Raw genomic sequence first — 25,518 nt, forward strand, 5'->3', positions numbered from 1 at the left:
AGGATGCCCTCATCGGGAGAGTGCTGGAACAATTCCGGCAATATGCCGGGCAATTGCCAGACTTGACGTCGCCGCGGGCGAGGGCGCGTTGCGCACCAGCACCACGCTCCCGTGGACGTCGACCACGAAGTCGTCCACCAGCCGGCCGTCCCTGGCGACGGCCTGGGCGCGTACGCCGCCGCCGGTCCTGACGAGGTCGGCGGCGGTGAGCTCGGGCACGTACCGCCTGGCGGCCCGGACGAACGCGCTCTTGACGAGCGAGCCGTAGACCTCCTTGATCCCGGTACGCCAGTGGGTGCGAGCCATGCGAAGTGTCCCCGGCCAACGCATAATTTGACCGAAATTTCGTACATCTCGCCATCGGTAGCCTTCGTAGGCCAGGGCCAGCACCGCGTTCGGCCCCACCAGGACCTCGTCGTCGATGTGCCTGGTCAGATGCACGCCCAGGAACGGGTACCGCGGGTCGGGCACCGGGTAGATCAGCCCGCGCACCAGCTCCCTGGCCGCCCCGGCCAGCGCGTAGTACTCGCCGCGGAACGGCACGATCCGCACGTCCCCCGCCGCCCCGGCCATCCTGGCGACCGCGTCCGTGCCGAGGCCGCCGCAGACCACCAGCCGGTCGAAGGTGAACCGCCGCCCCCCGGCCAGCACCTCGACGCCCCTCGACGTCTCGCGGATCGCCCGTACGGGGTGCGACAGGCGGACCGAGCCGCCCGTCCTGGCGACGTCGAGGGCGAGCGCGCGGGCGACGGCGGGGAAGTCGGCGATGGCGGTGTGCGGCGAGTGGATCGCGGCGACGCCGACCGCGTGCGGCTCGATCTCGCGCAGGCCGAGGGCGTCCAGCTCGGCGACGCCCGGCACGCCGTTGGCCCGCGCCCGCTCGGCCAGCGCGCGCAGCGGCGCCCGCTCGGCCCGCGTGCTCGCCACGACCAGCTTGCCGACCTCCCGGTAGGGCAGCTCGTGCTCGGCGCAGTACGCCTTGAGCAGCGCCACGCCCTCCCGGCACAGCCTGGCCTTGAGCGACCCCGGCGGGTAGTAGATCCCGGCGTGCACGACGCCGCTGTTGTGCCCGGTCTGATGGGCGCCGACGCGCGGCTCCTTGTCCAGCACGGTCACCTCGGCGCCGCGGGCGGCCAGCTCGCGCGCCACGGCCAGTCCGACGATCCCGGCGCCGACGACACCGATCTTTTCCGTCACACACCTGATTTTCCTGGTAAAGGCCGCCCTGTCGCCATACCTGGGCGAATCGAACATGAGTACGATGGCCTTCATGTACGTCCCGCCAGAGTGGCCCGCCGAGGTCCGCCCGCCCAGCGTCCCCGACTGGGAGACCTCGGCGGTGGCCTGGCTGCTCGACGCGGTGCCGCCCGACTACCGGGCCTACGAAGTGCTGAGGCGGCACCCGGTGGCCCTGGCCAGCATGGCCAGGCATCACGTGCGGTCGGCGGTCGAGGCCGCCCGCGCGGGCTATCGCGGCGCGGCCGTCGATCTCAAGGGCCACCTGCCGCCGCACGCCATCGAGGCCGTGCTCGACGCCTACCGCGAGGAGGGGCCGCGGCTGGTGCGCCTGTCACGCTCGATCGAGGTGGTCGAGCGCGCGCTGCGCGGCGACATGTTCACCGCGACCATGCGTCACCCCTGACGGCTCACCGGGTGCGGCGCGCGATGAAGGTGATCACCCCGGTCGCGCCCGCGGCCGCGGCCAGCCAGATCAGCACGTCTTTGACGGTCAGGCCGCTCGGCTCGCCGGTGTCGGACGGCCGCGCGCTCTCCTGGACGGCGACGGGCTTCGGCGTGGGGGTGCGCGTGGCCTGGGCGCGCTCGGGCAGCGGCACCCGGTAGACCGGGCTGTTCGGGCCCTCCGAGCCGACCAGCAGGGCCTTGCCGTCGGCGGTGTAGGCGATCGACTCGGCCTGCCGCAGCTCCGGCATGGGCACCCTGGCCAGGGTCTCCCCCGACGGGCGGTAGAGGGTGGCCGAGAAGTACGTGCGGACGACGTAGGAGGAGCCGTCGGGGGCGTAGGCGGCGTCCGTGGCCATGATCGGGGCCGCGGCGACCCGGCGCAGGATGTTGACCTTGTCGGTGCGGAGCTTCTTCGGCGCGGCGTAGACGGCCCCGGAGAACTCCTTGGACACGACGTACAGGCGGCCGGTGCGTGGGTTGATCATGATGCCCTCGGCGTTGCGGCCGCCGCCGGCGTAGCGGAAGCGGTAGCGGGTGGCCGGCAGCGTGGCGTCCCGGAGCGTGCGCGGCTCGGCGACCTTGTAGATCGACACGTCGGGCCAGGCGCCGTCGAGGTTGTCGCCGATGTCGGCGAACCAGAGCGTGCCCTGCCCGGTGTCCGGGTCCCTGGTCGCGGCCATGGCCTCCCAGTCCCTGGCCTCGGCGCCACGCAGGTGGAAGGTGGCCTTCGTCCGCCCGTCGGCGCCGACCGCGTAGAACACGGGGGCGGCGGAGCTGTCGTTGTGGGTGTAGAAGACGTTCTCGTGCGTGGGCGACACGGCCAGGCCGCTCGACTCGGTGATGTTCCGATCCTTGAACGTGAACAGCTTCTCCGGCCCGTCGTCGTCGGCCCACGCCGGAGCCGCCGACAGCGCGAACGTCGCCGCCACGGCGGCCAGGACCCGGAACACGACATCCCCCACCTCGCCATCATGCCCCACGGCTGCGCCCGGGACGCTCAGGCCACCGCCTCGGCCGTGCCCACGCGGGCGCTGTGACGGCGGAACCCGGCTCCCTGGAGCACCAGGAGCAGGCCGTTGGCCGCCGCCATGGCCACCCAGAGCCCGGTGATGCCCCACGTCCGCGCCACCGGCACGGCGACCGCCAGGAGCACGCCGTAGCCGAGGACGAAGTAGGCCAGGCTCGCCCCGGACCTCTTGAGCGCGGTCAGCCCCATGCCCTGCACCGCCTGCGCGGCGTCGGCCAGCGACGACGCCAGCATCAGCGGCAGCAGCGCGAGGGCCCGCTCGCGTACGGCGGCGTCGCCGGTGAACAGCCCGAGCACCCGCTCGCCGAGCAGCAGCAGCACCAGGGCCGCAGCCAGCGTCCCGGCGACGGCGAGCAGCGCGGCGGCGCGGTTGGCCCGCCGCGCCCCGGCCGGGTCGCCGGCGCGGGCCACCTCGGGCACCGACGCCTGCGCGACGGACAGCGAGACCAACATGATGAGGCCGGTGAGCGTGGTCAGCACCGCGTGCGCCGCGGTGTCGCGGGCGCCGGTCGCGCCCGCGGCGAACGTGACCACGCCGAGCACCCCGAACTTGATCAGCACGGTCGCCGCCAGCGGCACGCTGACCCTGGCCAGCCGGACGATCTCGGCCACCCTGGGCCGCCCCTGACCGATCGGCCGCCCGAGCGCCCTGCGCAGCAGGCGGCTCGCCACGACCGCGGCCACCACGCCGGCGACCACCCAGGCCACGCCCACGCCGTCGAGGCCGAGCCGCGGCGCCAGCACCGCGGTCAGCACGCTCAGCAGCAGGCCGAAGGTGAGGCTGGGCCACAACACGTCGCGGCTGCGCCCGAGGGCCACCAGGATCGTGCTCGCGCCGCCGGTCGTGGCGAAGACCAGCAGGTAGGCGGCCAGGAACCAGGGCAGCAGGCCCAGCTCGCCGACCACCTCGCCGGGCACCCCGCTCACCCGCGCGAGCGCGGGCACGCAGATCACGGCGAGCGCCCCCAGCGTGCCCGTGACCAGGCTCAGCCAGCGCGCGTCCCGTACAACAGGGACCGCCGCGCCCGGATCGTCCCGGTACGGCGCCACGAACGGCCCCAGCCCCCGCAGCGCGCCCTGCACGGCGGCGGTGGCCGGGTTGAGCACCGCGGTCATCACCGCGAAGGCGGCCAGCGCGACCGTCTCGTGGTTGCCGAGCACGGACGTGACCACCAGCGTGCCCACCATGCCGGTGACCATCGCCAGGAAGACCGGCAGCGCGGCGCGGAGCAGGACGATCACGACGACCCCGCGCAGATCATGAACTCACCCTATGGCCTGGAGCGCACTCCAGGTATTTAGTGTGGACCCCATGGACTATGTCAACCTCGGACGCAGCGGCCTCCAGGTGAGCCCGCTCTGCCTCGGCACGATGAACTTCGGCCCGCTGACCTCGGAGGAAGACTCCTTCGCGATCATGGACAAGGCCCACGACCTGGGCATCAACTTCTTCGACACCGCGAACGTCTACGGCTGGAAGAAGGGCGAGGGCATCACGGAGAACATCCTGGGCCGCTGGTTCGCCCAGGGCGGCGGCCGGCGCGAGCGCACGGTCATCGCGACCAAGCTCTACGGCGACATGGGCGACTGGCCCAACGAGCGCCGCCTGTCGGCGCTGAACATCCGCCGGGCCTGCGACGCCTCGCTGAAGCGCATGCAGACCGACTACATCGACATCTACCAGGCCCACCACGTCGACCGGAACACGCCGTTCGAGGAGTTCTGGGAGGCCATGGAGGTCCTGCGGCAGCAGGGCAAGGTCATCTACGTGGGCTCGTCCAACTTCGCGGGCTGGCACATCGCCAAGGCCCAGGAGACGGCGGCGCGGCGCGGCACGTTCGGGCTGACCAGCGAGCAGAGCCACTACAACCTGCTCACCCGGGCGGTGGAGCTGGAGGTGCTGCCCGCCTGCGAGGACTACGGCATCGGCGTGATCCCGTGGAGCCCGCTGGCCGGCGGCCTGCTCGGCGGCGTCCTGCGCAAGATCGACAAGGGCCGGTCCGCCTCCGACACCATGGTGCGGGAGCTGGACAAGCACCGGGACAAGATCGAGGCGTACGAGAAGCTCTGCGACGAGCTGGGCGAGGACCCGGCGTACGTGGCGCTGGCCTGGCTGCTGCGGCAGCGCGCGGTGACCGCCCCGATCATCGGCCCGCGCACGCTGGAGCAGCTCGAAGGCAGCATGCGCACGCTGGAGATCGAGCTGGACGAGGCCACCCTGGCCCGCCTCGACGAGATCTTCCCCGGCCACCGCACCGCCCCGGAGGACTACGCCTGGTGACGGCGTGACCGGCCGGGCCCGGCACGACCACGGGCCCGGCCGCTCGGGGCGGCTCAGGTCAGCAGGGCGCCGAGAAGGACGATCAGGAACAGCAGGCCGAGCACGAGGGGCAGCAGCCAGGGGCGAGGACGGTCCACGCCCTGGAGCCTAGCCCTGCTTCACCGGTGCGAGCGCCCAATCGCCGAGTGACTCGTACCTCACCGCAGGCCCGGTGTGGCTGCGGAACAGGTGCAGCCGCTCGGCCCGCCACGGCGACCCGGCGAACCCGGCCAGCGACTCCACCAGCTCTCTGAGGTCGACGTCTGTCCGGGCCCTGGCCAGGGTGAGATGGGCGTGGAACCGTTTCTCGTCGGTCTGCACGGCCCCCGCGCGGCGGCCGGCCGCGCGGGCCGAGTCGGCCAGCCGGGTCATGGGGTCGCCCGCGACCCCGGCCCAGAGCACCCTGGCCCGCCGCGCCGAGGAGAACGCCCCGGCCCCGGCGAGGGCCACGTCGAGCACCGTGTGCCGGTGGGCGGCCCGCTCCAGGCGCACCTGGAGGTCGGACAGCGCCCGTTCGGGCACCTCGCCGTAGAAGGCCAGCGTGACGTGCCAGGTGGGGCGGCCGGCCCAGCGCAGCCCCGGCACCTGCCCGACGTACGGCGCCACGGCCCGCTCGACCTCGTCGAGCGCCTCCTCAGGCGGGACCACGGCCGCGAAGAGCCTCATGTCATGCGATTGTCCCCGGACGGGGACGGATCACGCCATCGCCAGCGCCGGCCTGGCCATCCGGTTGCCGATCAGCTTGGTCACCATCACCGCGAGCCCGGTGCCCACCAGGACGAGCACGCCCGACAGCAGCACGCCCGTGCGCGGCCCGCCCACTTCCGACAGCCACCCGATCAGCGGCGCCCCGATGGGCGCTCCCCCGGTGAAGACCAGCATGTAGATGCCCATGACCCGGCCCCGCATCTCGGGGGACGTGGCGATCTGCACGCTGGCGTTCGCGGCCGTGTTGATGGTGATCAACGCGATGCCGGTCGGGACGAGTAGCAGCAGATAGACCGGGTAGAAGGGGGCCAGCCCGGTCAGCACCTGGAACAGCCCGAACCCGATCGCCCCGGAGAAGAGCACCTTGCGCGAGAGTCTGGCCCGCCGCGCCGCCAGCAGCGCGCCGCCCAGCGCGCCCACCGCGAACATGCTGGAGGCCAGCCCGAACGACGACGCCCCGGCGCCGAACACCTCGCGGGCCATCAGCGCGATCGACATCGAGAACGACTGCGAGAACATCGACACGAAGGCGATCAGCAGTATCGGCATGAGGAGCTCCTCGCGCCGCAGCACGTACCGCAGGCCCTCCCTGAGCTGGCCCTTGGCCCTGGGCACCGGCTCGGACAGGTTGAGCTCGGACTTCCGCATGAAGACCAGGCTGGAGATCACCGCGCCGAAGGTGAGCGCGTTGATCAGGAAGATCGGTCCGGTGCCGCCCAGCATGGAGATCAGGATGCCGGCCAGCGCGGGGCCCACCACGCGGGCGAGGTTGAAGATGGAGCTGTTCAGGGCGATGGCGTTGGGCAGGTCCTGCCGTCCGACCATCTCGACCACGAACGCCTGCCTGGTCGGCACCTCGACGCAGGAGATCAGGCCGAGCAGGAACGCCATCACGAACACGTGCCACACCTGCGCGGCGCCGGTCATGGTCAGCACGCCGATGGTGAGCGCGAGCACCGCCATCATCGACTGGGCGGCGATGAGGATGGGCCGCTTGGGGTACCGGTCGGCGAGCACGCCGCCGAAGAGCCCGAACAACAACATCGGCAGGAACTGCAGGGCGGTCGCCAGGCCGAGGGCCGCCGCGCTGCCGCCCGCGCCGTGCGGGCCCTTGGTCAGGTCGAGCACCAGCCAGTCCTGGGCGGTGCGCTGCAGCCAGGTGCCGACGTTGGAGACGGCGCCACCTGCCGCGAACATGCGATAGTTGCGAACCTTGAGCGACCGGAACATCCCGGTCTTGGGTTGCTCAGGCTCTATATCTTGCTGAGCTTCTCCAGGATCGGCGCCGCCTGCCGCAGGATCGACCGCTCCTCCGGCGAGAGCTCCTTCAGCCGCTGTGTCAGCCACGCCTCCTTGCGGCGGCGTTCCTCCTTCAGCAACGTCTGGGCGGCCTCGGTCACGGTCACGGTCACCTGACGCCGGTCGGTCGGGTGCGGGGTGCGTGCGACCAGGCCGCGTTCCTCTAGCGCGGCGATCACGCGCGTCATCGAGGGCGGTTGCACCTTCTCTAGCTCGGCCAATTCGCCGGGGGTTATCCCGGAATGCCGTTCCACGGCGGCGAGCGTCGCGAACTGGGTGGGCGTCAGCGAGTGCGCCGCCGCCTGACGCCGGAGTCGCCTGGTCAGCCTTGCCATCGACACGCGCAGGGCTGAGGCCAGGCCCGCGTCGCTGCGCAGGTCCATCTTGGGCTGGTTGTTCATTAGCACGTCTCATTACCTTTGCTAACTATATGCGAAGGCAAGATATTTCCCTAGGTCAGGTTCGTCTCACTCCTTGATACCCCGAAGCCGCCCCACATGCGCGGGGCGGCTCCTGGACGTCGAGGTCAGAGACCGATCGCGGCCCGGATCGGGCCGATCGCAAAGTACAGGACGAACAGCGCGGTGACGCCCCACATGAGCGGGTGGACCTCGCGCGCCTTGCCCCGCACGACCTTGACCAGCACGTAGCTGATGAAGCCGGCGCCGATGCCGTTCGAGATGGAGTAGGTGAACGGCATGACGACGATGGTGAGGAAGGCCGGGATGGCGATCTCGTAGTCGTCCCAGTCGATGTCGCGGATGGCGGTCATCATGAGGAAGCCGACGACGACCAGCGCGGGCGTGGCGGCCTCGTAGGGCACCACGGCGACCAGCGGCGCGAAGAAGATGGCGATCAGGAACAGCGCACCGGTGACCACGCTGGCCAGACCGGTCCGCGCGCCCTCCCCGACGCCGGCGGCCGACTCGATGTAGGTGGTGTTCGACGAGACCGAGCCGGCGCCGCCCGCCGCCGCGGCGATCGAGTCGACGAGCAGGATCTCCCTGGTCCGCGGCAGCGTGCCGTCGGCCTGCACCAGGCCCGCCTGGCGGCCGACGCCGACGATCGTGCCCATCGTGTCGAAGAAGTCGGTGATGAGCAGGGTGAACACGAACAGCACGGCCAGCAGCACGGAGATCCGGCTGAAGGCGCCGATCGGGTCGAACTCCGTGAACAGCGTCAGCGGGTTGTGGAACCCGAAGATCTTGTCGGCCGAGGGCAGGGCGGGGACGTTGAGCTGCCAGCCGCCGGCGTTCTTGGGCCCGGCCGCCCCCACCTTGGTGACCGCCTGGACGACGATCGCCAGCACGGTCGAGCCGACGATGCCGATCAGGATCGCGCCCTTGACCTTCCGCGCCACCATGGCGGCCGTGGCCAGCAGGCCCACGATGAACACGAGCACCGGCCAGGAGGTGAGCTGGCCGCCGATGCCCAGTTCCAGCGGCGTGCCCGCGGCCTTGCGCACGAAACCGGCGTCCACGAAGCCGATCAGCGCGATGAACAGGCCGATGCCGACGCTGATGGCGGTCTTGAGCTGGGCCGGGATGGCGCGGAACACCGCCGTCCGCAGGCCCGTCAGCACCAGGATCGCGATGATGACGCCTTCGAGGAAGACCAGGCCCATGGCCTCCTCCCAGGTCATCATCGTGGCGATGTTGAAGGTCACGAAGGCGTTCAGCCCGAGCCCGGCGGCCATCGCGAACGGCACCCGGCCGACCAGGCCCATGATGATCGTCAGGACGCCGGCCACGAACGCCGTGCCCGCGGCGACCAGCGGCACCTGCGGGGTCGTGCCGTCACCGATGACCTGGCCCTCGATGTCCTTGCCGTAGGCGAGGATGATCGGGTTCAGCACCACGATGTAGGCCATCGTGAAGAACGTGGCCAGGCCGCCGCGCACCTCACGGGAGACCGTGGAGCCTCGTTCAGAGATTGCGAAGAAACGGTCTATTGCATTACGTATGTCACTCACGCGCCGAAGAGTGACAGTAGTGGTGAGCTGGGAAAAGTGTCCGCAATCGGATCGAGACCCGATTGGAAGCTAGGCTGGACACGTGAAGCAGCAGTGGCGCCCCGATCCCGAGCCGATCAAGACCAACGACACGGCCGCCGTCGGGGCCGGCACCGCCCTGTGGGCCGTCGCCCTGATCGTCCTGCTGATCTTCCGCCCGGCCCCCGAGAACACGTGGTGGATCTGGACCTGCGCCACCGGGGTCGGCTTCGGCCTCTTCGGCATGTGGTTCGTCAGCCGCCCGCGCCGGGGTTGACATTCATCATCTTCCGGACATCTCCGAAGTCATCAGGAACCCATGTCTCCCTCCACTACCTGGGCGGACACCGTCCCGGCAGGCTGGTCAGCATGAAGAAGGCGATGTTGACGATCCTGCTGGGCGCCGCCGTCCTCGCCGGTTGCGGCACCACAGGTGAGCCCGCGAAGCAGGCCGGGCCCGGCAAGGGCACCGTCGCCTGGAGCCCGTGCACCGGGCTGACCGGGCCCGACGGCAAGCCGCTGCCGAAGGACGAGGCCGTCCAGTGCGGGACCGTACCGGTGCCGCTCGACTACGACAATCCCGGCGGCCAGAAGATCGACCTGGCGCTGATCCGGATCAAGGCCAACGGCGACCCGCTCGGCTCGCTGGTCTTCAACTTCGGCGGGCCCGGCGGGTCGGGCGTCGACACGCTGGCCCAGGCCGCGAAGGCGTTCGGCAGCCTGGGCACCCGCTACGACCTCGTCAGCTTCGACCCTCGCGGCGTCGACCGCAGCGCGGGCGTCAGGTGCGGCGGCGAGCTCGACGCCCTCCTCGCCGCGCCCGCGGGGGCCGACGGCGAGGCCATGTCGAAGAAGTTCGCCGCCGCCTGCGAGAAGGACTCGGGCAAGATCCTGCCCCACGTGGGCACCGTGAACGCCGCCCAGGACCTCGACCGCATCAGGGCCGCGCTCGGCGACCGGCGGCTCAACTACTTCGGCTTCTCCTACGGCACCCACCTCGGCGCCGTCTACGCCACCCGCTTCCCCGCGAACGTCGGCCGTTTCGTCCTCGACGGCGCCTTCGACCCCACGGTCACCTTCGAGCAGCGCGCCGTCACCCAGGCCACCGGCTTCGCCCACGCCTTCGAGGCGTTCGCCAAGGACTGCGTGGCCCAGACCTGCGACCTCGGCCAGGACCCGGCCGCCGTGAAGAGCGCCGTCGAGAAGCTGCTCGACGGGCTCAGGAGCAAGCCGCTCAAGGTCGGCGACCGGCAGCTCACCTACGGCCTGGCCCAGCTCGCCGTCATCACCCCGCTGTACGCCAAGTCCGCCTGGCCGGTGCTGGAGCAGGCCGCCGCGGCCGGGATCAAGGGCGACGGCGCCACCCTGCTCGCCCTGGCCGACGCCTACACCGGACGGCGGCCCGACGGCACCTACTCCACCATGATGACCAGCCTGCAGGCCATCACCTGCGCCGACACCACCGAACGCCCGACCGCCGCCGACATGGCCCGGGTGGACGACAAGATCAAGAAGATCTTCCCCATCCTGTCGGCGGACGGCACCGCCACTGCCTGCGGCCACTGGCCCACCCCCGGCGACGACGCGGCCAAGCGCATCGACGCCACCGGCTCGGCGCCCATCGTGGTCATCGGCGGCAAGGGCGACCCGGCCACGCCGTACGAGTGGGCCACCGCGCTCAACGCCAAGCTCAAGACCGGCGTGCTCATGACGTACGAGGGCGAGGGCCACGGCGCCTACCTGAGCGGCGACGGCTGCGTGACGCGCACGGTGGACGCGTACCTGCTGAACGGAAAGGTGCCGGCGCCCGGCACCACCTGCGCGGCCTGACCGGGGATGGGACCGGGGGCGGGCGCCACCTGCGCGGCCTGACCGCGGCCTGACCGCGGCGGGCCGCCCCCGCGACGGGAGGCGGCCCGCCGGTCTCAGGACAGGTCGGCCTCGGCCAGCAGCAGCGGCACCGCCTCCGGGTCGCGCAGCAGCGCGGCCACGGCCAGCCGGTCGTTCCACTGGCCCGTGGCCCAGGCCAGCCCGCGGGCCAGCCCGTCGACGCCGGTGCAGTGGACCGCGCCCTCGAAGAACCGCCACGTGCAGGCGACGCCGTCGACCAGCAGCTTCTCGTGCTCGACGTACGTCTCGGGCGCAGTGGGCAGCAGCGAGCGCACCTGCGGCGGCACCGCGCGCACCTCGCCCTGCGAGGTCACCTCGCCGCTGGCCAGCTCACCGGCCAGCGGCAGGTCGAGCAGCTCCGACAGCGCCTCGGCCAGGTCGTAGGAGGCCAGCACCAGCGGCCGGTCGGTGACGAGCTGCAGCAGGTCGGGGGCCTCGACCACCACGGCGTCCTCAGCGGCGGCCACCACGATCTCGCCGCCGAGCACCGCGCGCACCCGCGAGGGCGGCTCGACCCGGGCCGGATCGACGGCGGCCAGCGCGATCCACAACGCCCGCAGCTGCGCCCGGTCGACCTCGATCGCCGGGTCGGCCATCAGCTCCAGCAGCTCCTCCGGGCCGCCGTGGGCGGCCAGCAGCTCGGCGAGCGTGGTGCGCACGCCGAGCATCGACAGCGCCGCCTCGTCGAGCCCGGCCGGCGCGTCGGCGTAGAGGCCCTGCAGCAGCGGGTCGGCGCCGGGCAGCCGCAGCTCAAGCGGCTTGCGGCCGCCGAGCACCGGATGGTTGGCCAGCCACCACGCGGTGTAGGAGGGCACCTCCACGCCCTCGACGCGCAGCGGGTGCAGCGCGGCCCGCAGCGGCGGCCGGGTCAGCAGCGGCAGCGCGGCTTCCCAGTCGGCCACCAGCTCAAGGTCGCGCACCGCCGCGAACTCGGCCACCACCGGCGGCACCGCGAGGTCGGGCAGCAGGTCGAGCACGTGGTCGAGCCAGTCGGTCTCGCCGTCGAGGTCGTGGTCGCAGTCGTCGGGGTCGAGCAGCACGTCGGAGTCGTGGGCGACGGCGAACCCGTCGAGCACGCCCGCCGCCGCCAGCACCCGCGCCCCGTAGGTCTCCTCCAGCTCGGGCGCGGCCACGCCGAGGTGGGTGTCGGGGGCCAGCAGCCCGGCCAGGGCGCCGTCGGCGAGCATCAGCTCACCGGCCGCGTAGAGCTCGCCGTCGGCGCCGCGCAGCGCCAGCTCGGCCAGCCACGGCGCCTCGCCGGGAACCAGCCCGGACGCCGCCACCAGCGACAACACCGCCCGCGCGACCGGCTCGGGGTCGGCGCTGTCGAGCGACTGCGCGACGGCCGCCTTGGTCAGCGGGTCTTCGAGCACCGTGCGCGGGGTGGCCTCGGCGGCGCCCAGCCGCAGCAGCGCCGGATGGGCCGCCTCCGGATGCACGATGCGCAGCCCGAGCGGGGTGAGGTCGAGGTCGGCGCCGCCGTCGGTGAGGATCAGCGTGCCGCGCGGGCCGCGCACCACGCGGCCGTCGGTCAGCGGCACCGGCAGCGCGCCCAGCGACTCGGGGTCGTCGGCGGGCAGCACCGCGTACAGGGAGCGCCACCAGGACGGCTCACGCGCCTCCACGGCCTCCCCGGACAGCAGGTCGACCACGTCGGCCAGCTCCACCCGGCGCACGCCCAGGGCGACCATGGCCGGATGCCTGGCCGGCCATCCGGCGGGCAGCAGCCCCGGCACGAAATCGGCCACGGTGTCGAGCAGCTCGGCGGTGGCCCCGGCCACGACGGCCGCCTCCCGGCCCGCGACCACCCAGCCGTCGCCCTCGGGCTCGCGCGCCGGATGCTCGACCCGCCACTCGGCGTCGGGCTCGTAGACCTCGGCCTCGGCGAAGGACGGCGTCTGGACCGCGGGCGCGGGCGCCGACAACGCGGGCAGCAGCGGCGCGGACGGCAGGCGTTCGAGCACGGCCCGCCGGACGCGCGCGTCGAGCTCGCCCTTGCCCATGAGCGACGGCACCAGGTCGAGCAGCCTGGACGTGCGAGGCAGCTCGCCCAGCAGCCGGACGTAGGCGTCGGCCGCCCGCTCGACCAGGAAGTCGGTGAGCGGCCCCTTGGCGACGTGCCGCCGGTCGGTGGCCATCGGGAAGGACGCGATCAGCAGCGCGGGCAGGTCGACGGGCTCGTCGCTCGGCGTCGGGGCGTGCACGACGGGCGGTACGGCGGCGGGCAGCGGGCCGGGCTCGCCGGTGCCGGTGACGGGCACCGCCCAGCGTAGCGACCAGAAGGGCCGCGCCCGCTCCTCGGTGGGCCGGTCGGCGAACAGCCTGGCGACCTCGTCGGGGGTGAACTCGCCGGAGTCCGACACGACGTGCCAGCCGTCGGCCACGACCGTCCGGGTGGCGCCGTCGAGGTCGATCTCGATGGCCTCCAGCGCGGGCAGGCCGAGCAGCAGCGCCGGGCTGGTCTCGGCCAGCATGACGCGGACGGCGTCGACCGCCGCGGCGTCGCGCAGCGGCAGCCGGACGAGCGTGTCGAACCCGTCAGGCACCTCCAGCGGCGGCGCGTCGAACGGCAGCCTGAGCAGCGGCACGTGGCCCGCCCGGTCGGCCAGCTCGCCCGCCAGCACAGGGATGCCCGCGACCAGCTCGGACGTGCCGGCCCGCGACCAGCGCACCGAGCCGCCGCCGCGCGAGCCGATGGCCGGCTCGTCGCAGACGGAGACGACGGCCGCGAAGCCCACGCCGAACCGGCCGGCCGCGCCGATCTCGTCGCGCTTGCCCGACACGCGCAACGTGGACAGGCCCTCAACGCCGGTCGCGTCGAGCGGGGCGCCGGTGTTGGCGGCCGTCAGCACGTCGCCGCGCAACGTCAGCCGCAACACCCCTGGCACCCCCGCGCGCAGCGCCGCGTCGGCGGCGTTCTGGGCGAGCTCGACGATCAGCCGGTCGCGGTAGCCGCCGAGCGCGAAGTCCTCCTCGGCGTTGGCGTCCTCGCGGAAGCGGGCGGGCGAGGCCGTCCAGGCGGAGAGGACGGCGGCTCGCATCCGGTCAGTGCCAAAGGTGTCGGTCATCGATCACGATCCTGGTCGAGTGAAGAGGGGCCAGGGTAGGTTAGCCCCCCTGACCGACGAAACCGCCGTGCCCGCGCTCGCGCCCGTGCTCCGGTCAGGAGTGGCCGAGCTCCTCGGTGGCGGATCCGTCCACCGAGCCCTCTTCCTCCTCGATCAGGTCGTAACCCAGGTCGTCGAGGATCGGGATGGCCTGCTCGACCGGCGGGGGCAGCACGGCCGCCTCCGAGTGGGCGCCGCAGCCGTGGTCGGCGGCGACGACCTTGCCGTCGTCGGGGGCGTACTCGTTGGCGCAGACGCCGAACGACAGCCGCAGCTCACCGGAGAGCAGCCAGTAGAACCCGCAGGTGGAACACTGCGCGGGCGCGGCGTGTGCGATCGGAGTGTGCGGCCCGTGCTCGCCCGCGTGCCAGCGTCTGGCAGCCCGGTCTCTGCCGATGGCCGAGAGCACACGGGCTCGGCCCAGGCCGTACTCGAAAACCATCTGACGGTCGGCATCTTCGTCGAGCTCGGTGAAACCGGGCGCCAGCCTGTCGTCGTCGTCGGGGGTCGGCAGCAGGTCGCCGACGCCCAGGTCGCCCGGCCGCAGCCGCTCGCTCCACGGCAGCCACTCGGGGGCGAGCAGCGCCCCCGAGCCGGGCAGCAGCACGGCCTCGCTGACCGTGACCTTCTTCGCGCGCGAGGCGCGGGTGACCGTGACGGCCCACCGCCAGCCGCGATAGGCCCGATCGAGGCAGGCGAAGTAGTGGGTGACGATCCGGTCGCCCTCGCTCTCGAAGCCGAGGTGCTCGCCGGCCTCGCCCGGGTGCGCCAGCTCCTGCGCCGCGGCGCGCGCCAGATCGACTGCGGCGACGCAGGCCTGGTCGGGAGCGGGGACGCGGGCCCGGGTGCGGCTCATCGGGCCGCCTCCGCCTGAAGGTGCTGTTCGCTCACACTTCATTCTCACCCATAGGCGGACCTGGCAGACCCACAACCGCCGATCCGAAGCTGAGAAGAGGGGTGAATCGGGTAAGACTGATAGGCGTGGGGGGTGGCTGGGAGCAGGCTCGGGACATCTCGCGGCGGATGGGCCAGGCCATCGGCGGCGCGGGACGCGCCGGTGTGCGCGCGGGCCGGGCCACCGCGAGCGGCGCCGTCCGGGCCGGCCGCGCCACCGCCAGGGGGGCGCGCAAGGCGGGCAGGGCGACCAGGAAGCTGACGTACGCGGGCGGCGCGGGCCGTACCGGGCTCGGCCGGCTGATCGAGCTGTCGGCCGGCAACAGCGCCGCCGACGCGCTGGTCACGGTGGCCCTGGCCAGCACGGTGTTCTTCGGCGTGCCGGTCGGCGAGGCGCGCGGGTCGGTCGCGCTCTACCTGGTCATCACGATGTTGCCGTTCGGGCTGCTCGCGCCGTTCGTGGGGCCGATCCTCGACCGGTTCAGGTCGGGGCGCCGGTACGTGATGGCCGGCACGCTGTTCGGCCGGGGGCTGCTCTGCTTCGCCATGGCCGCCGCCGTGGGGGCGGGCGACCTGCCGACGCTGTTCATCGGCGCGCTGGGCGTGCTGGTGTTGTCGAAGGCGTACAACGTGTCCAGGGCGGCGATCATGCCGAGCGTGCTGCCCGCCGACATCACCCTGGTCTCGGCCAACGCGCGGGTGGCGCTGTTCACGCTGGTGGCGGCCGGGGTGGCGGTGCCGGTCGGGGCGGGCCTGACCGCGTGGCTGGGCAGCGCCGTGGTGCTGCGCGTGGCCATGCCGGCCTTCCTGCTGCTCGGCGTCGCCGCCGTACGCCTGCCGCGGCACGTCGACTCGCCCGACCAGGAGGAGGAGGGCGTGGCGCCGCGCTGGCGCACCCTGCTCAAGGTGGGCCCGGCCGTGGCCGAGGCGGTCTGGGCGAACGTGGCGCTCCGGATCTTCTCCGGTTTCCTGGTGTTCTTCCTGCTCTTCCTGGTCCAGGACAAAGCGGTGCCGTGGCTGGCCGCGCCGGCGGCGGCCGCCTCGTTCTTCGACGTGCCGAGGACGATCGCGCTGCTCGCCCTGGCCGCCGGGCTGGGCGGCCTGGCCGGGGCCGCGGTCGCCAACTGGACGCGCAACCACTCCCCCCAGGTGATCGTGCTGGTCACGCTGGCGGTGACGGCCGCGACCACGATCGCCACGGCCGTCCTGTTCGGCCTGTGGACCGCGCTGGCGGTCTCGCTGGTCACCGCGTTCGCCCAGGAGCTGGGCAAGCTCGCGCTCGACGCGATCGTGCAGCGGGAGATCGGCGAGGAGGTGCGCTCGTCCACGTTCGGGGTGGTGGAGGCGGTGCTGCAGTTCGCCTGGGTGTTCGGCGGCCTGCTCGGGCTGGTGTTGTCGCTGACCCGCAGCTCCCTGGCCGGCTTCGTCGCGCCGGCGGTCGCGCTGACCGGCGCGCTCGGCTGGCTGCTGGTCACCAGGCGGGGACGGGTGCGGGCGGCCGAGGTCAAGCTGGCCAGGCAGCGGGCCGAGGACCCCGATCAGCAACGGACCGAGACCCTCGACCGCACCAAACCCCTGACGAACCCGGGCGGTTAGGCGTCGAGGTCGTCCGCGACGGCCCTGAGCACCTGGGCGATCTTCTTGGCGTGCGCCGCCTCGGGGTGCTTGCCCCGCTGGTAGGAGGTGGAGACGCCGTCGAGCAGCTTGATCAGGTCTTCGACGATGACGACCATCTCGTCGGGCGTCTTCCGCTTGCCCTTGGGCTTCGTCTTGGCCAGGGTCGGCGGCTGGTCCAGGATCCGGACCGACAGCGCCTGCTGGCCCCGGCGGCCCTCGGCCACGCCGAACTCCACCTTCTGGCCTGGTTTGAGCGGGCCGGCGTTTGTGGGAAGCGCGGAGGAATGCACGAAGACCTCACCGCCGTCGTCACGGGTGAGGAAGCCGAAACCCTTGTCGGCGTCGTACCACTTGACCTTGCCACTCGGCACAGGAGGACCTCGTTCAAACAGTCGAAAAGGATGAATGGATGTAGGTTATGCCCCGAAGCGCGCGGAGGCGACCGGGAAAATGCCCGGCAATTACCGTAGTTCGTCGCGCGCACGCCATCCGGCGAACCAGTCGGCGAATTCGGTCAGGTCGGCGAGCGCCACATCGGCTCCGTGCTCACGCAGCTCTCCCACCGTGTAAGGGCCCGTCGCGACGGTCACGCTCATGGCGCCGCCCGCGCGTGCCGCCTCGATGTCGGCGACATGGTCACCAACATAAGCCGCCGCGCCGAAGCGCGCGAGTGCCGTTCCCTTGGCGGCTCCGAACACCGATCCGACCACTTCGTCCACGGCCAGCCCGAGCAGTTCGACGGTGCCGGCGGCGTCGCGCGGGTTCTTGCCCGTCACCACGATCACCCGGCCGCCGCGGGCCCGTACGGCGGCGATGGCCTCGTACGCGCCCGCCATCGCGGTGTGCACCGGAACGCCCACCGCGGGATAGATCTCCCGGAACAGCTCGGCGGCCGCGGGAATGGCCTCCGCCGGCATCCAGTTGGCCAGCTCGTACTCCAGCGGCGGCCCCAGCCGGGTGACGATCTCACCGCTGTCGATGTGCACGCCCAAACGGCTTGACAGCTCGTCGTAAACGGCCGCGATGCCTGATCGCGTGTCGGCCAATGTCATGTCCAGGTCGAAACCCACTGAGGTAGTCACCCGTGCAGGATGCCAAACGCCGCATCCACGTCGGTAACGACCCTTGTTGTGGGACTCTGGGAATGGGCAGAAAGGAATTACTTATCGGAGAGGAGTGACCGTGTCAGAGACCCCCCGCACGCCCGGCGCGGAAGACCGGCTCGTCGCCGCCGCTCCCCGTCCCCATCGGCCCGCCCGGCCGCGCGGCACGCCGGTGACGGCCTGGCGGCGGGCCGTGTCGCTCGTGGCGTACGCGGTGCGGCTCGCGTCCAGGCTGGCGGCGCTCTCCTTGGCGCTGCACGGCGTCTTCACGGTGTTCCGGGCCAATCCGGCCAACGGCTGGTACCAGCTCGTCGAGTCGCTGGCCTCTGGGCTCTCGCTGGGCCTGGCCGACCTGTTCCAGCTCGCCGACCCGCGCTGGACCACGCTCGTCAACGACGGGCTGGCCGCGCTGGTGTGGCTCGTGGCCGGTTCGGCGGTGGCGGGCCTGGTCAGGCGCACCGCGGCCTGACGACTACTCTCGTTGCGGAGGTATCTGCACAGACATGACCAGATCGACCCGTGAGCGGATCATCGACGAGGCCCTGCGGCTGTTCGCCGAGCGTGGCTACGCCGCCACCTCCGTGGCCGAGATCGAGGCCGCCTCAGGGCTCTCCCCCGGCGCGGGCGGGCTCTACAGGCACTTCAAGTCCAAGTACGAGGTGCTCGCGGCGGCGATCAACGAGCATGCCGCCCGCACCAGGAGCCAGGTCGCCGAGAGCCTGGCCGAGCTGAGCACCATGGAGGCCGCCGCCGGCCTGGAGGACCGCCTGTCGCTGCTGTGCCGGGCGGGCCTGGCCAAGGTGCGGGAGGAGTCGGAGCTCACCCGGGTGTTCTTCCGGGACCTGAGCCAGTTCCCCGAGCTGGTCGCGGTGGTCCGCGAGGGGCTGCTGCAACCCATGTTCGACGCGATCACCACCTGGTTCCGCGCCCAGCCCGAGTACGCCGACGTCAAGGTCGACTGGACGGGCATCGCCGCGGTGCTCGGCGGCTCGGTGGTCCACTACCGGCTGTTCCAGGAGACCGTGGGCGAGCTGCCGGGCCACGCGGAGAAGGACCAGTTCGTCGCCGCCTGGGTACGTCTGGCCGTCGGGCTGCTCCCCAGCCCCGCGCCGGTCAGCTGACGTCGAGCAGCCGGTAGGCCAGCCAGGCGACGCCCAGGGCCGTACCGATCATGAACATGACCCCGCTGACCTCGAAGAACCGGGCGACGAACGCCGCCGGCCCCGGCTCGGCCGCCTGGAACCCCCCGACGAGCACGCCGCCGACCGTGTAGCCGAACAGCGGCGCCCCGGCCCCGGCCAGCTTGTCGCCCGCCGTCCACGTGTCGCTGAACAGCACGGCCGCCGCCCCCGCCGCCCACACCAGCACCGGCACCTGGAAGATCGCCACGGCCGGCAGCCCCACCGGCACCAGCAGCGCGGCCAGCGCCAGCACCACGAGGGCGGCGAGGTCGCGCGGCCGCCCCCTGACCACGCTCCCGGTGAGTTCGGTGGGCCGGTCGGCGGACGGTCCGACGGTGGGGGCCGCGGCTGGGTTGGCCAGGCGGCGGGCCTCGCGTTCCACCAGGGCCACCGGGTCGCCGAAGCGCGTCAGCACCTTGGCGACGTCCCGGGCGTCCTGGCTGCCCCGCCGCTCCGCCTCGATCCTGGCCCGCAGCCGCCGGGCGAAGTCGAGCCGCTGGTCGGGCCTGAGCACGCCGTGCGCCGCGTCGGCCGCCCTGCTGACGTAGTTCAGCACCATTTGGTCCGCGCGCTCTATCACGTCTGGCAATGCTGCCCCGATCAGGCGGGACATACCATGGCAACGATGGAGTTCACGGAGTGGATCAGGGGGCGCACCGACGAACAGCTTCGGGCGCTCGTCTCCGCGCGGCCTGAGTTGATCACTCCGGTGCCCGCGCATCTGGAAGGGCTGGCCGCGCGGGCCGCCAGCCCTTCGGCGATCGGCAGGGTGCTCGACCGGCTCGACCGGTTCACGCTGGCCGTCGTCGAGACGCTGGCCGTACAGGACGGGCCGGTGACGAAGGCGGCGCTGCGCGGCCTGATCGGGCGGGCGCTGGCGGCGGGCAGACCCGAGCCCGCGCTGACCGCGGCCCTCGACCGGCTGCGTGACCTGGCGCTGGTCTTCGGCCCCGACAACGCGCTCGACCTCGGGCCGGGCGTGCGCAAGGTCCTGGAGGAGCCCGCCGGGCTCGGCCCCAGGGTCGTCGACGTGTTCCGGCACCACCCGCCCGAGCAGCTCGACGAGATGGCCGACGACGTCGCCCCCGGCACCGACGGGCCAGGCAAGGAGCGGCTGGCCGCCGCGCTGTCCGCGCCCGACGCCCTGGTGGCGGCGGTCTCGCCCGAGGCCAGGGGCGCGCTCGACCAGCTCGTGTGGGGGCCGCCGACCGGACGGGTGCCCAACGCCAGGCGCGAGGTGCGCGTGGCCTCGGCCCGTTCGCCCATCGAGGAGCTGCTGGCGCGCGGGCTGCTCGCGGCCACCGGCGAGGAGAGCGTGACGCTGCCCCGCGAGGTGGGCCTGCACCTGCGCGGCGGGCGCGTCCACCGCGACCTGCTCGCCGTGCCGCCCGCGCTGGGCGGGGCCGCGCGCGACCGCCAGCTGGCCGACCGCACGGCGGCGGGCCAGGCGTTCTCGTTCGTCAGGTCCGTGGAGGAGCTGTGCGAGCGGTGGAGCATCGATCCGCCGGGGGTGCTGCGCACCGGCGGGCTCGGCGTACGCGACATGAAGCGCACCGCGACCGACCTCGACCTGCCCGAATGGGCGGCGGCGCTGGTCGTCGAGGTGGCGCACGCGGCGGGGCTGGTCGCCGCGGGCGGCGGCGTCGACGGCGAGTGGCTGCCGACCTCCGGCTACGACCTGTGGCGGGTCAGGGCCACCGCCGACCGCTGGGTGACGCTCGCCGCGGCCTGGCTGCACATGGACCGCGTGCCCGGCCTGGTCGGCGAGCGCGACGACCGCGACCGGCCGCTCAACGCCCTGCACACCGACCTGCGCCGGGCCTCCGCACCGGGGGTGCGCACGGCGGCCCTCGGCGTGCTGGCCGCCGCGCCTGGCCTCGCGCCCGACCGCGACTCGGTGCTCGAACGCCTGGCCTGGGAGCAGCCGCGCCGGCGCGGGCCGCTGCGCGAGCAGCTCACCGAGTTCGCGCTGCGCGAGGCCGAGCAGATCGGCGTGACCGGGCTCGGCACGCTGTCCGGCCACGGACGGGCGCTGCTCGACGGCGGCGACGCGGCCGGCCTGCTCGCGCCGCTGCTGCCCGAGCCGGTCGACCACGTGCTGCTGCAGGCCGACCTCACCGCCGTCGCCCCCGGGCCGCTGACCAGCGAGCTCAACCGCTGGATGACGCTCACCGCCGACGTCGAGTCCAAGGGCGGGGCGACCGTCTACCGGTTCGGCGAGGGCTCGATCCGGCGGGCGCTCGATGCCGGGCACGGCGGCGAGGAGCTGCTGGCGATGCTGGCCCGCCATTCGGCCACGCCGGTGCCGCAGGCCCTGTCGTACCTGGTGACGGACGTGGCCCGGCGGCACGGGCGGATCCGGGTGGGCACGGCCAGCGCCTACGTCCGGTGCGACGATCCGGCGCTGCTCGACCAGATCACCGCCGACCGCCGCGCCGCCGCGCTGCGCCTGCGCCGGCTGGCCCCCACGGTGATCGCCTCGCGCTCGTCCAGGGCGGCGCTGGTGGACTCGCTGCGGGCCATGGGGTACGCGCCGGTCGCCGAGTCGCTCGACGGCGACGTGATCATCTCCCAGCTCGACAGCAGGCGCACCGAGGGGGTGGCGCCCGTACGCGCCGTGGCCTCGGTCAGCGGGCTCGATCCCGAGGTGGCCTCGGCGGCCGTCCGCGCGCTGCGCGCGGGCGACGCCGCTCACCTGGCACGCCGCGAGCCGGTCGACGCCCCGGGCGGCGCGGTGCCCCGGGGCCCCGCCACCGCCACGATCTCGGCCCTCCAGGACGCCATCAAGCAGGGCGTACGGGTGTGGATCGGTTACCTCGACTCGCAGGGCAACGCCACCTCGCGCATCCTGGAGCCAGCCCGGATGGAGGGCGGCTACCTGACCGCGTACGACGAGACCAGGGCGGCCGTCCACCGTTTCGCCCTCCATCGCATCACCGGGGTCGCGGGCCTCTGATCCGCCTTCCCGGCCCGCGTCCGGGTCAGGGGTGGCGGGTGAGCGCGTGGGCCGCGAGCCGGGCCGCGGGGCCGTCCCCGGCGGCCAGGCGGCGCAGCTGGGCCGCCGCGTCGGCCGGGTAGCGCAGGGACAGCCCGCCGCACAGCCCGGCGACCGCCGCGGCCGCCCGCGGGTCGGCCGGGTCGCGGGCCCAGGTGAGCGCCAGGCGCAGGGCCTCGGGGGCGAGGGCGTCGTCGGCGCACATGTACGACAGCGCACCGCCCGCCGCCAGCCGTTCGCCCGCCCGCCCCCGGGCCCACACCTCCAGGAACTCCTGCCGCGCCTCCCTGAACGACCAGGCGGCCAGCAACGCCACGCCCTCGGCCGCCCGCGCGCGCACGTCGTCCCCCTGGAGGGCCAGCGAGCGCACCCACTCGCGCAGCGGCTGCCACAACCAGTAGCCGTACCGGGCGACCAGCTCGCCGAGCACCTGGGCGCGGTGGCCCGGAACGCGGAAGACGACCAGACCGTCGTGCACGGCGATCAGCGGGTGCGGCGCGCCGGTCGGCCCCGGCCCCGGCTCGTGGGTCTCCCGGCTCCGCTCGAACGCGGCCAGCCGGCGGGCGAACTCCGGCTCGGGCAGCCCGTGCGCGAACGCGAGCGCCGCCACCGCCCGCACCTCGCGCATCGGCGGCTTGGTGTCGAACCAGGCGGCCACCTCCTCGCCCGCGGGCTCGTCGTCCCGCACCAGGCGCGTGGCCAGGCGGACGACCTCGGCGGGCGTGCGCAGCGCCAGCGCGCGGACCCGGGCGGTGGCGGCCCCGGCCGGGGCGCTCCGGCCGCCGAACGCGCTCAGGTACAGATCGAACAGCTCGCCGGGGTCGGGCGCGCACCACGGCTGCTCCACCTCGACCGCCTGCGACGGGACGCCGTTCCGGGTGATCACCAGGTACGACCCCAGCTCGGCGAGCTTGCGGGCCAGGTCGAGCAGCTCGCTGGGGTCGGTGCTGCCGGCGATCCAGTCGTGCAGCAGGTACGCCCGCCCCGGCCCGTACTCGGTCCTGGCGAGCAGGTCGGCGGCGCTGCCGGCCGGCGAGAGCACGGTGATCCTGCCCTCGGCCAGCGACATGCGCGACAGCAGGGCGATGGCGCCGAGCCGCTTGCCCAGGTCCGCCTCCCCCACCAGGACGAGCAGATGCCGCATGGACAGCCGACGCACCGCGTCGGCGAAGCCGGCGGGCTCCAGGTAGGAGCGCAGCAGGGTGTCGGCCGCGCGCCGGTCGAGGTCGCGGGCCACCGGGACGACCAGAGGCCGGAGCTGCTCGTTGATGGCGATGACAAGCTCGGTGAGCGTTTTGTCGTCGAGGTCGCTCTCGCCTGCTTCAGGCGTGTCGATCACGAAGTCACCTCGGGCCTGACTGGGACGTTGACTGTGGAAAATGTCTTTCGCGAACTTTTTTGTCCGGCGACTTGTTTCCCCGGCTTATGGATTGACCGTGCGCCGCCCGGCAGCCACCGTTCTGACCAGGCATTCCTCGCGAAGCTCGCGGCCACGGCCGCCGGCGCGCGCATGTCGATCATGTCCTCCATTGCTCTGGGCGACGGGCCGGTGACAAGAACCGCGACAGGCCATCTGGTAGCACGGAACCCTAGTTATCCCACCAATACACGATCTAGCGCCACCCGAAAACTCGAATGACCTTCTAGGCCGATATTGGACATTTACTCGGCATGAGAGCATCGTCCACAATCGTCAGTCAAGGGGGGACGTGTGAACGTTCAGGGTTGACTGCGCGCGGCGCCTCCGATCAGGTTGTGCATGTGACCGAGCAAACGCTGGGCCAGCTGGCCGAGGAGTCATGGAACCGCTTCGACGACCACGACTCGGTGTTCTACGAAGGGGTCTGGCACCGCAGCCACGCGCTTGCCGGACGCGCGCGCCGGATGTGCGGCGGGTTCGTCGAGGCCGGGGTCCGGCCGGGCGACCGGGTGGTCGTGATGATGGCGACGTCCCCCGAGGTCCCGATCGTCTACCAGGCGTTGTGGGCGGCGGGCGCGGTGGTCACGCCCGTGGTCTTCCTGGTGGGGGCCGAGGAGCTGCGGCACATCCTGCTCGACAGCGGCGCGGCCGCCGTCGTCACCTCGCCCGAGCTCGTGGAGACCGTACGGGCCGCGGCGGTGGACGTCCCGATCCATGTGGACACGGCCGAGCTGGAGAGGGCCACCGAGCACGGACCGGTGCGCAGGGACCCCGGCGACCTGGCCGCGCTCATGTACACCGGCGGCACCACGGGCGTCGCGAAGGGGGTCATGCTGAGCCATCGCGGCCTCTGGCAGGTGGCGAAGGACGCGTACGAAATATCCCATCAAGAGGGGAAAAATCGTGCGATCGTGCCTGTGCCGCTCTCGCACGCGTACGGGTTGATCATCACCGTGGCCGGCCTGCACGCGACCGAGCCCCAGCAGGCCGTGCTCATGCGCTGGTTCGAGCCGGAGGCGTTCCTGCGACTGGCCGCCGAGCAGCACGTCCAGTACGGCACCGTGGTGCCCGCCATGATCCACATGCTCCTGGCGCAGCCGCTGGAGTCGCACCCGCTCCCCGACCTGGCCTACCTCACCTGCGGCGCGGCGCCGCTGGGCCGGGAGGCGCTGCAGGAGTTCGAACGCCGGATGCCGGGCACGCAGATCCTGGAGGGCTACGGCCTGACCGAGACCAGCGCCGTCACCACCTTCAACCCGCCGGGCAGGCGCCGGCCCGGGAGCGTCGGCCTGCCGCTGGCCGGCTACACGATCACCATCCGCGACGCCGCGGGCGAGGCGGTGGAGTGCGGCGACGTCGGCGAGATCTGCGTCAGCGGCGACTCCCTGATGCTCGGCTACTGGGGCGAGCACGAACCCGACCCCGAGGGCACCGCGCTGGTCGGCGACGAGCTGCGCACCGGCGACATCGGCTGCGTGGACGACGACGGCTACCTCTACATCGTCGACCGCAAGAAGGACCTGATCATCCGCGGCGGCTTCAACGTCTTCCCGCGCGACGTCGAGGACGCGCTCAACCAGCACCCCGACGTGGTCATGTCGGGCGTCGTGGGCCGTCCCGACCCGCGGCTGGGCGAGGAGGTCGTGGCGTTCGTGCAGCTCAGACCGGGGGCCGAGGAGAACGCCGAGGAGCTCATCGAGTGGGCGCGCGACCGGGTCGGACGGGTGAAGTACCCGCGCGAGGTGCGTTTCGTCGAGTCGATCCCGGTCACCAGCGTGCTCAAGCTCGACAGGAAGGCCCTGCGCGGGCGGTTGTGACCGTCCGCGCACACCGGGTCGGGCGCGCCCGTATTCCGTGATAAACGTTGACCTGTCTGGAGGTGAACGTGAGTCAAGAAGATCCGTCCGGCTACCCGCACCTGCCTTACGGGGCGCCCTACGGCGAGCAGCCGCCTCCGCAGTACGGCTACGGCTACGGCGTGCCGCCGCGGCGCGACGAGGGCCCGCAGGCCGCCGCGATCGTCGCCGTCGTGCTCAACTTCCTGTCCCTCGCCTCCTGCCTCAACGTGCTGGGGCTGCCCGGCGGCATCCTGGCCGCCGTGGCGCTGACGCGGGTCCGCGAGCAGCCGAGGAGCGCCCGTTCGCTGCTGGTCTGGAGCTGGGTGCTGTTCGGCGCCGGTTTCGTGCTGAACGTCGGGCTCTTCCTCTTCCTGGGCCTCACCGGCCGCCTGGACGACTGATCGATTACCCGTTCCGGGACTGTTCCTGCCGTCGTGTGTGTTGGA

At 72.8% G+C, this 25,518-nt stretch carries 23 protein-coding genes; 10 read left to right on the forward strand and 13 right to left on the reverse strand.

Annotated features, from left to right (window positions below):
* Nucleotides 1-9 precede the first annotated feature (9 nt).
* Entirely contained in the window at nucleotides 10-1,197 is a 1,188-nt protein-coding gene (gene lhgO / locus ACIBK9_RS26205) for an L-2-hydroxyglutarate oxidase (protein WP_397161661.1), read from the reverse strand.
* Nucleotides 1,198-1,270: 73 nt separating this feature from the next.
* Between lhgO and ACIBK9_RS26210 the strand changes: the two genes are divergently transcribed.
* On the forward strand, nucleotides 1,271-1,642 hold the full coding sequence (locus ACIBK9_RS26210; RefSeq protein ID WP_397161662.1) for a hypothetical protein: 372 nt from the start codon (nucleotides 1,271-1,273) through the stop codon (nucleotides 1,640-1,642).
* A 4-nt stretch (nucleotides 1,643-1,646) separates the two neighbouring features.
* On the opposite strand, the gene ACIBK9_RS26215 is transcribed toward ACIBK9_RS26210, so the two are convergent.
* Together ACIBK9_RS26215 and ACIBK9_RS26220 are read right to left on the reverse strand one after the other, a co-directional pair.
* Entirely contained in the window at nucleotides 1,647-2,645 is a 999-nt protein-coding gene (locus ACIBK9_RS26215) for a hypothetical protein (protein ID WP_397161663.1), read from the reverse strand.
* Nucleotides 2,646-2,680: 35 nt separating this feature from the next.
* Nucleotides 2,681-3,952 (reverse strand): MATE family efflux transporter, encoded by a 1,272-nt coding sequence (locus tag ACIBK9_RS26220; RefSeq protein WP_397161664.1) that lies wholly within the window; start codon nucleotides 3,950-3,952, stop codon nucleotides 2,681-2,683.
* 70 nt (nucleotides 3,953-4,022) lie between these two features.
* Here ACIBK9_RS26220 and ACIBK9_RS26225 point away from each other — a divergent pair, with 70 nt between their 5' ends.
* Complete coding sequence (locus ACIBK9_RS26225; RefSeq protein ID WP_397161665.1) at nucleotides 4,023-4,991, forward strand: aldo/keto reductase; 969 nt, start codon at nucleotides 4,023-4,025, stop codon at nucleotides 4,989-4,991.
* A 147-nt stretch (nucleotides 4,992-5,138) separates the two neighbouring features.
* Here ACIBK9_RS26225 and thpR read toward each other — a convergent pair whose 3' ends face one another.
* From thpR to ACIBK9_RS26245, 4 genes are all read right to left on the reverse strand, one after another.
* Nucleotides 5,139-5,696: an RNA 2',3'-cyclic phosphodiesterase gene (thpR, locus tag ACIBK9_RS26230; RefSeq protein WP_397161666.1), complete on the reverse strand. Its 558-nt coding sequence runs from the start codon at nucleotides 5,694-5,696 to the stop codon at nucleotides 5,139-5,141.
* Between the two features lie 30 nt (nucleotides 5,697-5,726).
* The gene (locus tag ACIBK9_RS26235) at nucleotides 5,727-6,935 is read right to left on the reverse strand and encodes an MFS transporter (RefSeq protein ID WP_397161667.1); all 1,209 of its coding nucleotides are present in this window, start codon (nucleotides 6,933-6,935) and stop codon (nucleotides 5,727-5,729) included.
* A 56-nt stretch (nucleotides 6,936-6,991) separates the two neighbouring features.
* Nucleotides 6,992-7,438, reverse strand: a complete 447-nt coding sequence (locus ACIBK9_RS26240; RefSeq protein ID WP_357696577.1) for a MarR family transcriptional regulator — start codon at nucleotides 7,436-7,438, stop codon at nucleotides 6,992-6,994.
* 125 nt (nucleotides 7,439-7,563) lie between these two features.
* Nucleotides 7,564-8,937 carry an NCS2 family permease gene (locus ACIBK9_RS26245; RefSeq protein ID WP_397161668.1) on the reverse strand — a complete coding sequence of 458 codons (1,374 nt, stop codon included), beginning with the start codon at nucleotides 8,935-8,937 and terminating at the stop codon, nucleotides 7,564-7,566.
* 154 nt (nucleotides 8,938-9,091) lie between these two features.
* Between ACIBK9_RS26245 and ACIBK9_RS26250 the strand changes: the two genes are divergently transcribed.
* A complete protein-coding gene (locus ACIBK9_RS26250) occupies nucleotides 9,092-9,304 on the forward strand; it encodes a DUF2530 domain-containing protein (RefSeq protein WP_358298770.1) in 213 nt (70 codons plus the stop codon).
* Between the two features lie 92 nt (nucleotides 9,305-9,396).
* Complete coding sequence (locus ACIBK9_RS26255) at nucleotides 9,397-10,857, forward strand: alpha/beta hydrolase (RefSeq protein ID WP_397161669.1); 1,461 nt, start codon at nucleotides 9,397-9,399, stop codon at nucleotides 10,855-10,857.
* A 95-nt stretch (nucleotides 10,858-10,952) separates the two neighbouring features.
* Here ACIBK9_RS26255 and ACIBK9_RS26260 read toward each other — a convergent pair whose 3' ends face one another.
* Together ACIBK9_RS26260 and ACIBK9_RS26265 are read right to left on the reverse strand one after the other, a co-directional pair.
* Nucleotides 10,953-13,985, reverse strand: coding sequence for a sacsin N-terminal ATP-binding-like domain-containing protein (locus ACIBK9_RS26260; protein ID WP_397161670.1), 3,033 nt, complete (start codon nucleotides 13,983-13,985; stop codon nucleotides 10,953-10,955).
* 94 nt (nucleotides 13,986-14,079) lie between these two features.
* Nucleotides 14,080-14,880 (reverse strand): DUF3027 domain-containing protein, encoded by an 801-nt coding sequence (locus ACIBK9_RS26265; RefSeq protein WP_387681305.1) that lies wholly within the window; start codon nucleotides 14,878-14,880, stop codon nucleotides 14,080-14,082.
* Between the two features lie 125 nt (nucleotides 14,881-15,005).
* Here ACIBK9_RS26265 and ACIBK9_RS26270 point away from each other — a divergent pair, with 125 nt between their 5' ends.
* Nucleotides 15,006-16,514, forward strand: coding sequence for an MFS transporter (locus ACIBK9_RS26270; protein ID WP_397161671.1), 1,509 nt, complete (start codon nucleotides 15,006-15,008; stop codon nucleotides 16,512-16,514).
* On the opposite strand, the gene ACIBK9_RS26275 is transcribed toward ACIBK9_RS26270, so the two are convergent.
* Together ACIBK9_RS26275 and ACIBK9_RS26280 are read right to left on the reverse strand one after the other, a co-directional pair.
* A complete protein-coding gene (locus ACIBK9_RS26275) occupies nucleotides 16,511-16,906 on the reverse strand; it encodes a cold-shock protein (protein ID WP_352320910.1) in 396 nt (131 codons plus the stop codon). The two genes, ACIBK9_RS26270 and ACIBK9_RS26275, sit on opposite strands and share 4 nt — an antisense overlap.
* A gap of 90 nt (nucleotides 16,907-16,996) precedes the next feature.
* Nucleotides 16,997-17,605, reverse strand: a complete 609-nt coding sequence (locus ACIBK9_RS26280) for an HAD family hydrolase (protein ID WP_397161672.1) — start codon at nucleotides 17,603-17,605, stop codon at nucleotides 16,997-16,999.
* Nucleotides 17,606-17,717: 112 nt separating this feature from the next.
* Here ACIBK9_RS26280 and ACIBK9_RS26285 point away from each other — a divergent pair, with 112 nt between their 5' ends.
* Nucleotides 17,718-18,107, forward strand: a complete 390-nt coding sequence (locus ACIBK9_RS26285) for a hypothetical protein (RefSeq protein ID WP_397161673.1) — start codon at nucleotides 17,718-17,720, stop codon at nucleotides 18,105-18,107.
* Between the two features lie 34 nt (nucleotides 18,108-18,141).
* Complete coding sequence (locus ACIBK9_RS26290) at nucleotides 18,142-18,759, forward strand: TetR/AcrR family transcriptional regulator (RefSeq protein ID WP_397161674.1); 618 nt, start codon at nucleotides 18,142-18,144, stop codon at nucleotides 18,757-18,759.
* On the opposite strand, the gene ACIBK9_RS26295 is transcribed toward ACIBK9_RS26290, so the two are convergent.
* Nucleotides 18,752-19,399: a hypothetical protein gene (locus ACIBK9_RS26295; RefSeq protein WP_397161675.1), complete on the reverse strand. Its 648-nt coding sequence runs from the start codon at nucleotides 19,397-19,399 to the stop codon at nucleotides 18,752-18,754. The two genes, ACIBK9_RS26290 and ACIBK9_RS26295, sit on opposite strands and share 8 nt — an antisense overlap.
* Before the next feature lie 45 nt (nucleotides 19,400-19,444).
* On the opposite strand from ACIBK9_RS26295, the gene ACIBK9_RS26300 reads away from it, so the two are divergent.
* Nucleotides 19,445-21,775 (forward strand): helicase-associated domain-containing protein, encoded by a 2,331-nt coding sequence (locus ACIBK9_RS26300; protein WP_397161676.1) that lies wholly within the window; start codon nucleotides 19,445-19,447, stop codon nucleotides 21,773-21,775.
* A 25-nt stretch (nucleotides 21,776-21,800) separates the two neighbouring features.
* Here the strand turns inward: ACIBK9_RS26300 and ACIBK9_RS26305 are convergent, their stop codons facing one another.
* Nucleotides 21,801-23,153: a hypothetical protein gene (locus ACIBK9_RS26305; protein WP_397161677.1), complete on the reverse strand. Its 1,353-nt coding sequence runs from the start codon at nucleotides 23,151-23,153 to the stop codon at nucleotides 21,801-21,803.
* A gap of 422 nt (nucleotides 23,154-23,575) precedes the next feature.
* Between ACIBK9_RS26305 and ACIBK9_RS26310 the strand changes: the two genes are divergently transcribed.
* The gene (locus ACIBK9_RS26310; protein WP_397161678.1) at nucleotides 23,576-25,051 is read left to right on the forward strand and encodes an AMP-binding protein; all 1,476 of its coding nucleotides are present in this window, start codon (nucleotides 23,576-23,578) and stop codon (nucleotides 25,049-25,051) included.
* Between the two features lie 68 nt (nucleotides 25,052-25,119).
* Nucleotides 25,120-25,473, forward strand: a complete 354-nt coding sequence (locus ACIBK9_RS26315) for a hypothetical protein (protein ID WP_397161679.1) — start codon at nucleotides 25,120-25,122, stop codon at nucleotides 25,471-25,473.
* Nucleotides 25,474-25,518: the final 45 nt, after the last annotated feature.

The organism is Nonomuraea sp. NPDC050227 (assembly GCF_044459705.1).
GTDB lineage: Bacteria > Actinomycetota > Actinomycetes > Streptosporangiales > Streptosporangiaceae > Nonomuraea.

Coding starts and splice junctions, on each gene's coding strand:
- ACIBK9_RS26265 (WP_387681305.1), bottom strand. CDS start 14,880: ATGAGCCGCACCCGGGCCCGCGTCCCCGCTCCCGACCAGGCCTGCGTC.
- ACIBK9_RS26290 (WP_397161674.1), top strand. CDS start 18,142: ATGACCAGATCGACCCGTGAGCGGATCATCGACGAGGCCCTGCGGCTG.
- ACIBK9_RS26255 (WP_397161669.1), top strand. CDS start 9,397: ATGAAGAAGGCGATGTTGACGATCCTGCTGGGCGCCGCCGTCCTCGCC.
- ACIBK9_RS26260 (WP_397161670.1), bottom strand. CDS start 13,985: ATGACCGACACCTTTGGCACTGACCGGATGCGAGCCGCCGTCCTCTCC.
- ACIBK9_RS26210 (WP_397161662.1), top strand. CDS start 1,271: ATGTACGTCCCGCCAGAGTGGCCCGCCGAGGTCCGCCCGCCCAGCGTC.
- ACIBK9_RS26235 (WP_397161667.1), bottom strand. CDS start 6,935: ATGTTCGCGGCAGGTGGCGCCGTCTCCAACGTCGGCACCTGGCTGCAG.
- thpR (WP_397161666.1), bottom strand. CDS start 5,696: ATGAGGCTCTTCGCGGCCGTGGTCCCGCCTGAGGAGGCGCTCGACGAG.
- ACIBK9_RS26300 (WP_397161676.1), top strand. CDS start 19,445: ATGGAGTTCACGGAGTGGATCAGGGGGCGCACCGACGAACAGCTTCGG.
- ACIBK9_RS26225 (WP_397161665.1), top strand. CDS start 4,023: ATGGACTATGTCAACCTCGGACGCAGCGGCCTCCAGGTGAGCCCGCTC.
- ACIBK9_RS26240 (WP_357696577.1), bottom strand. CDS start 7,438: ATGAACAACCAGCCCAAGATGGACCTGCGCAGCGACGCGGGCCTGGCC.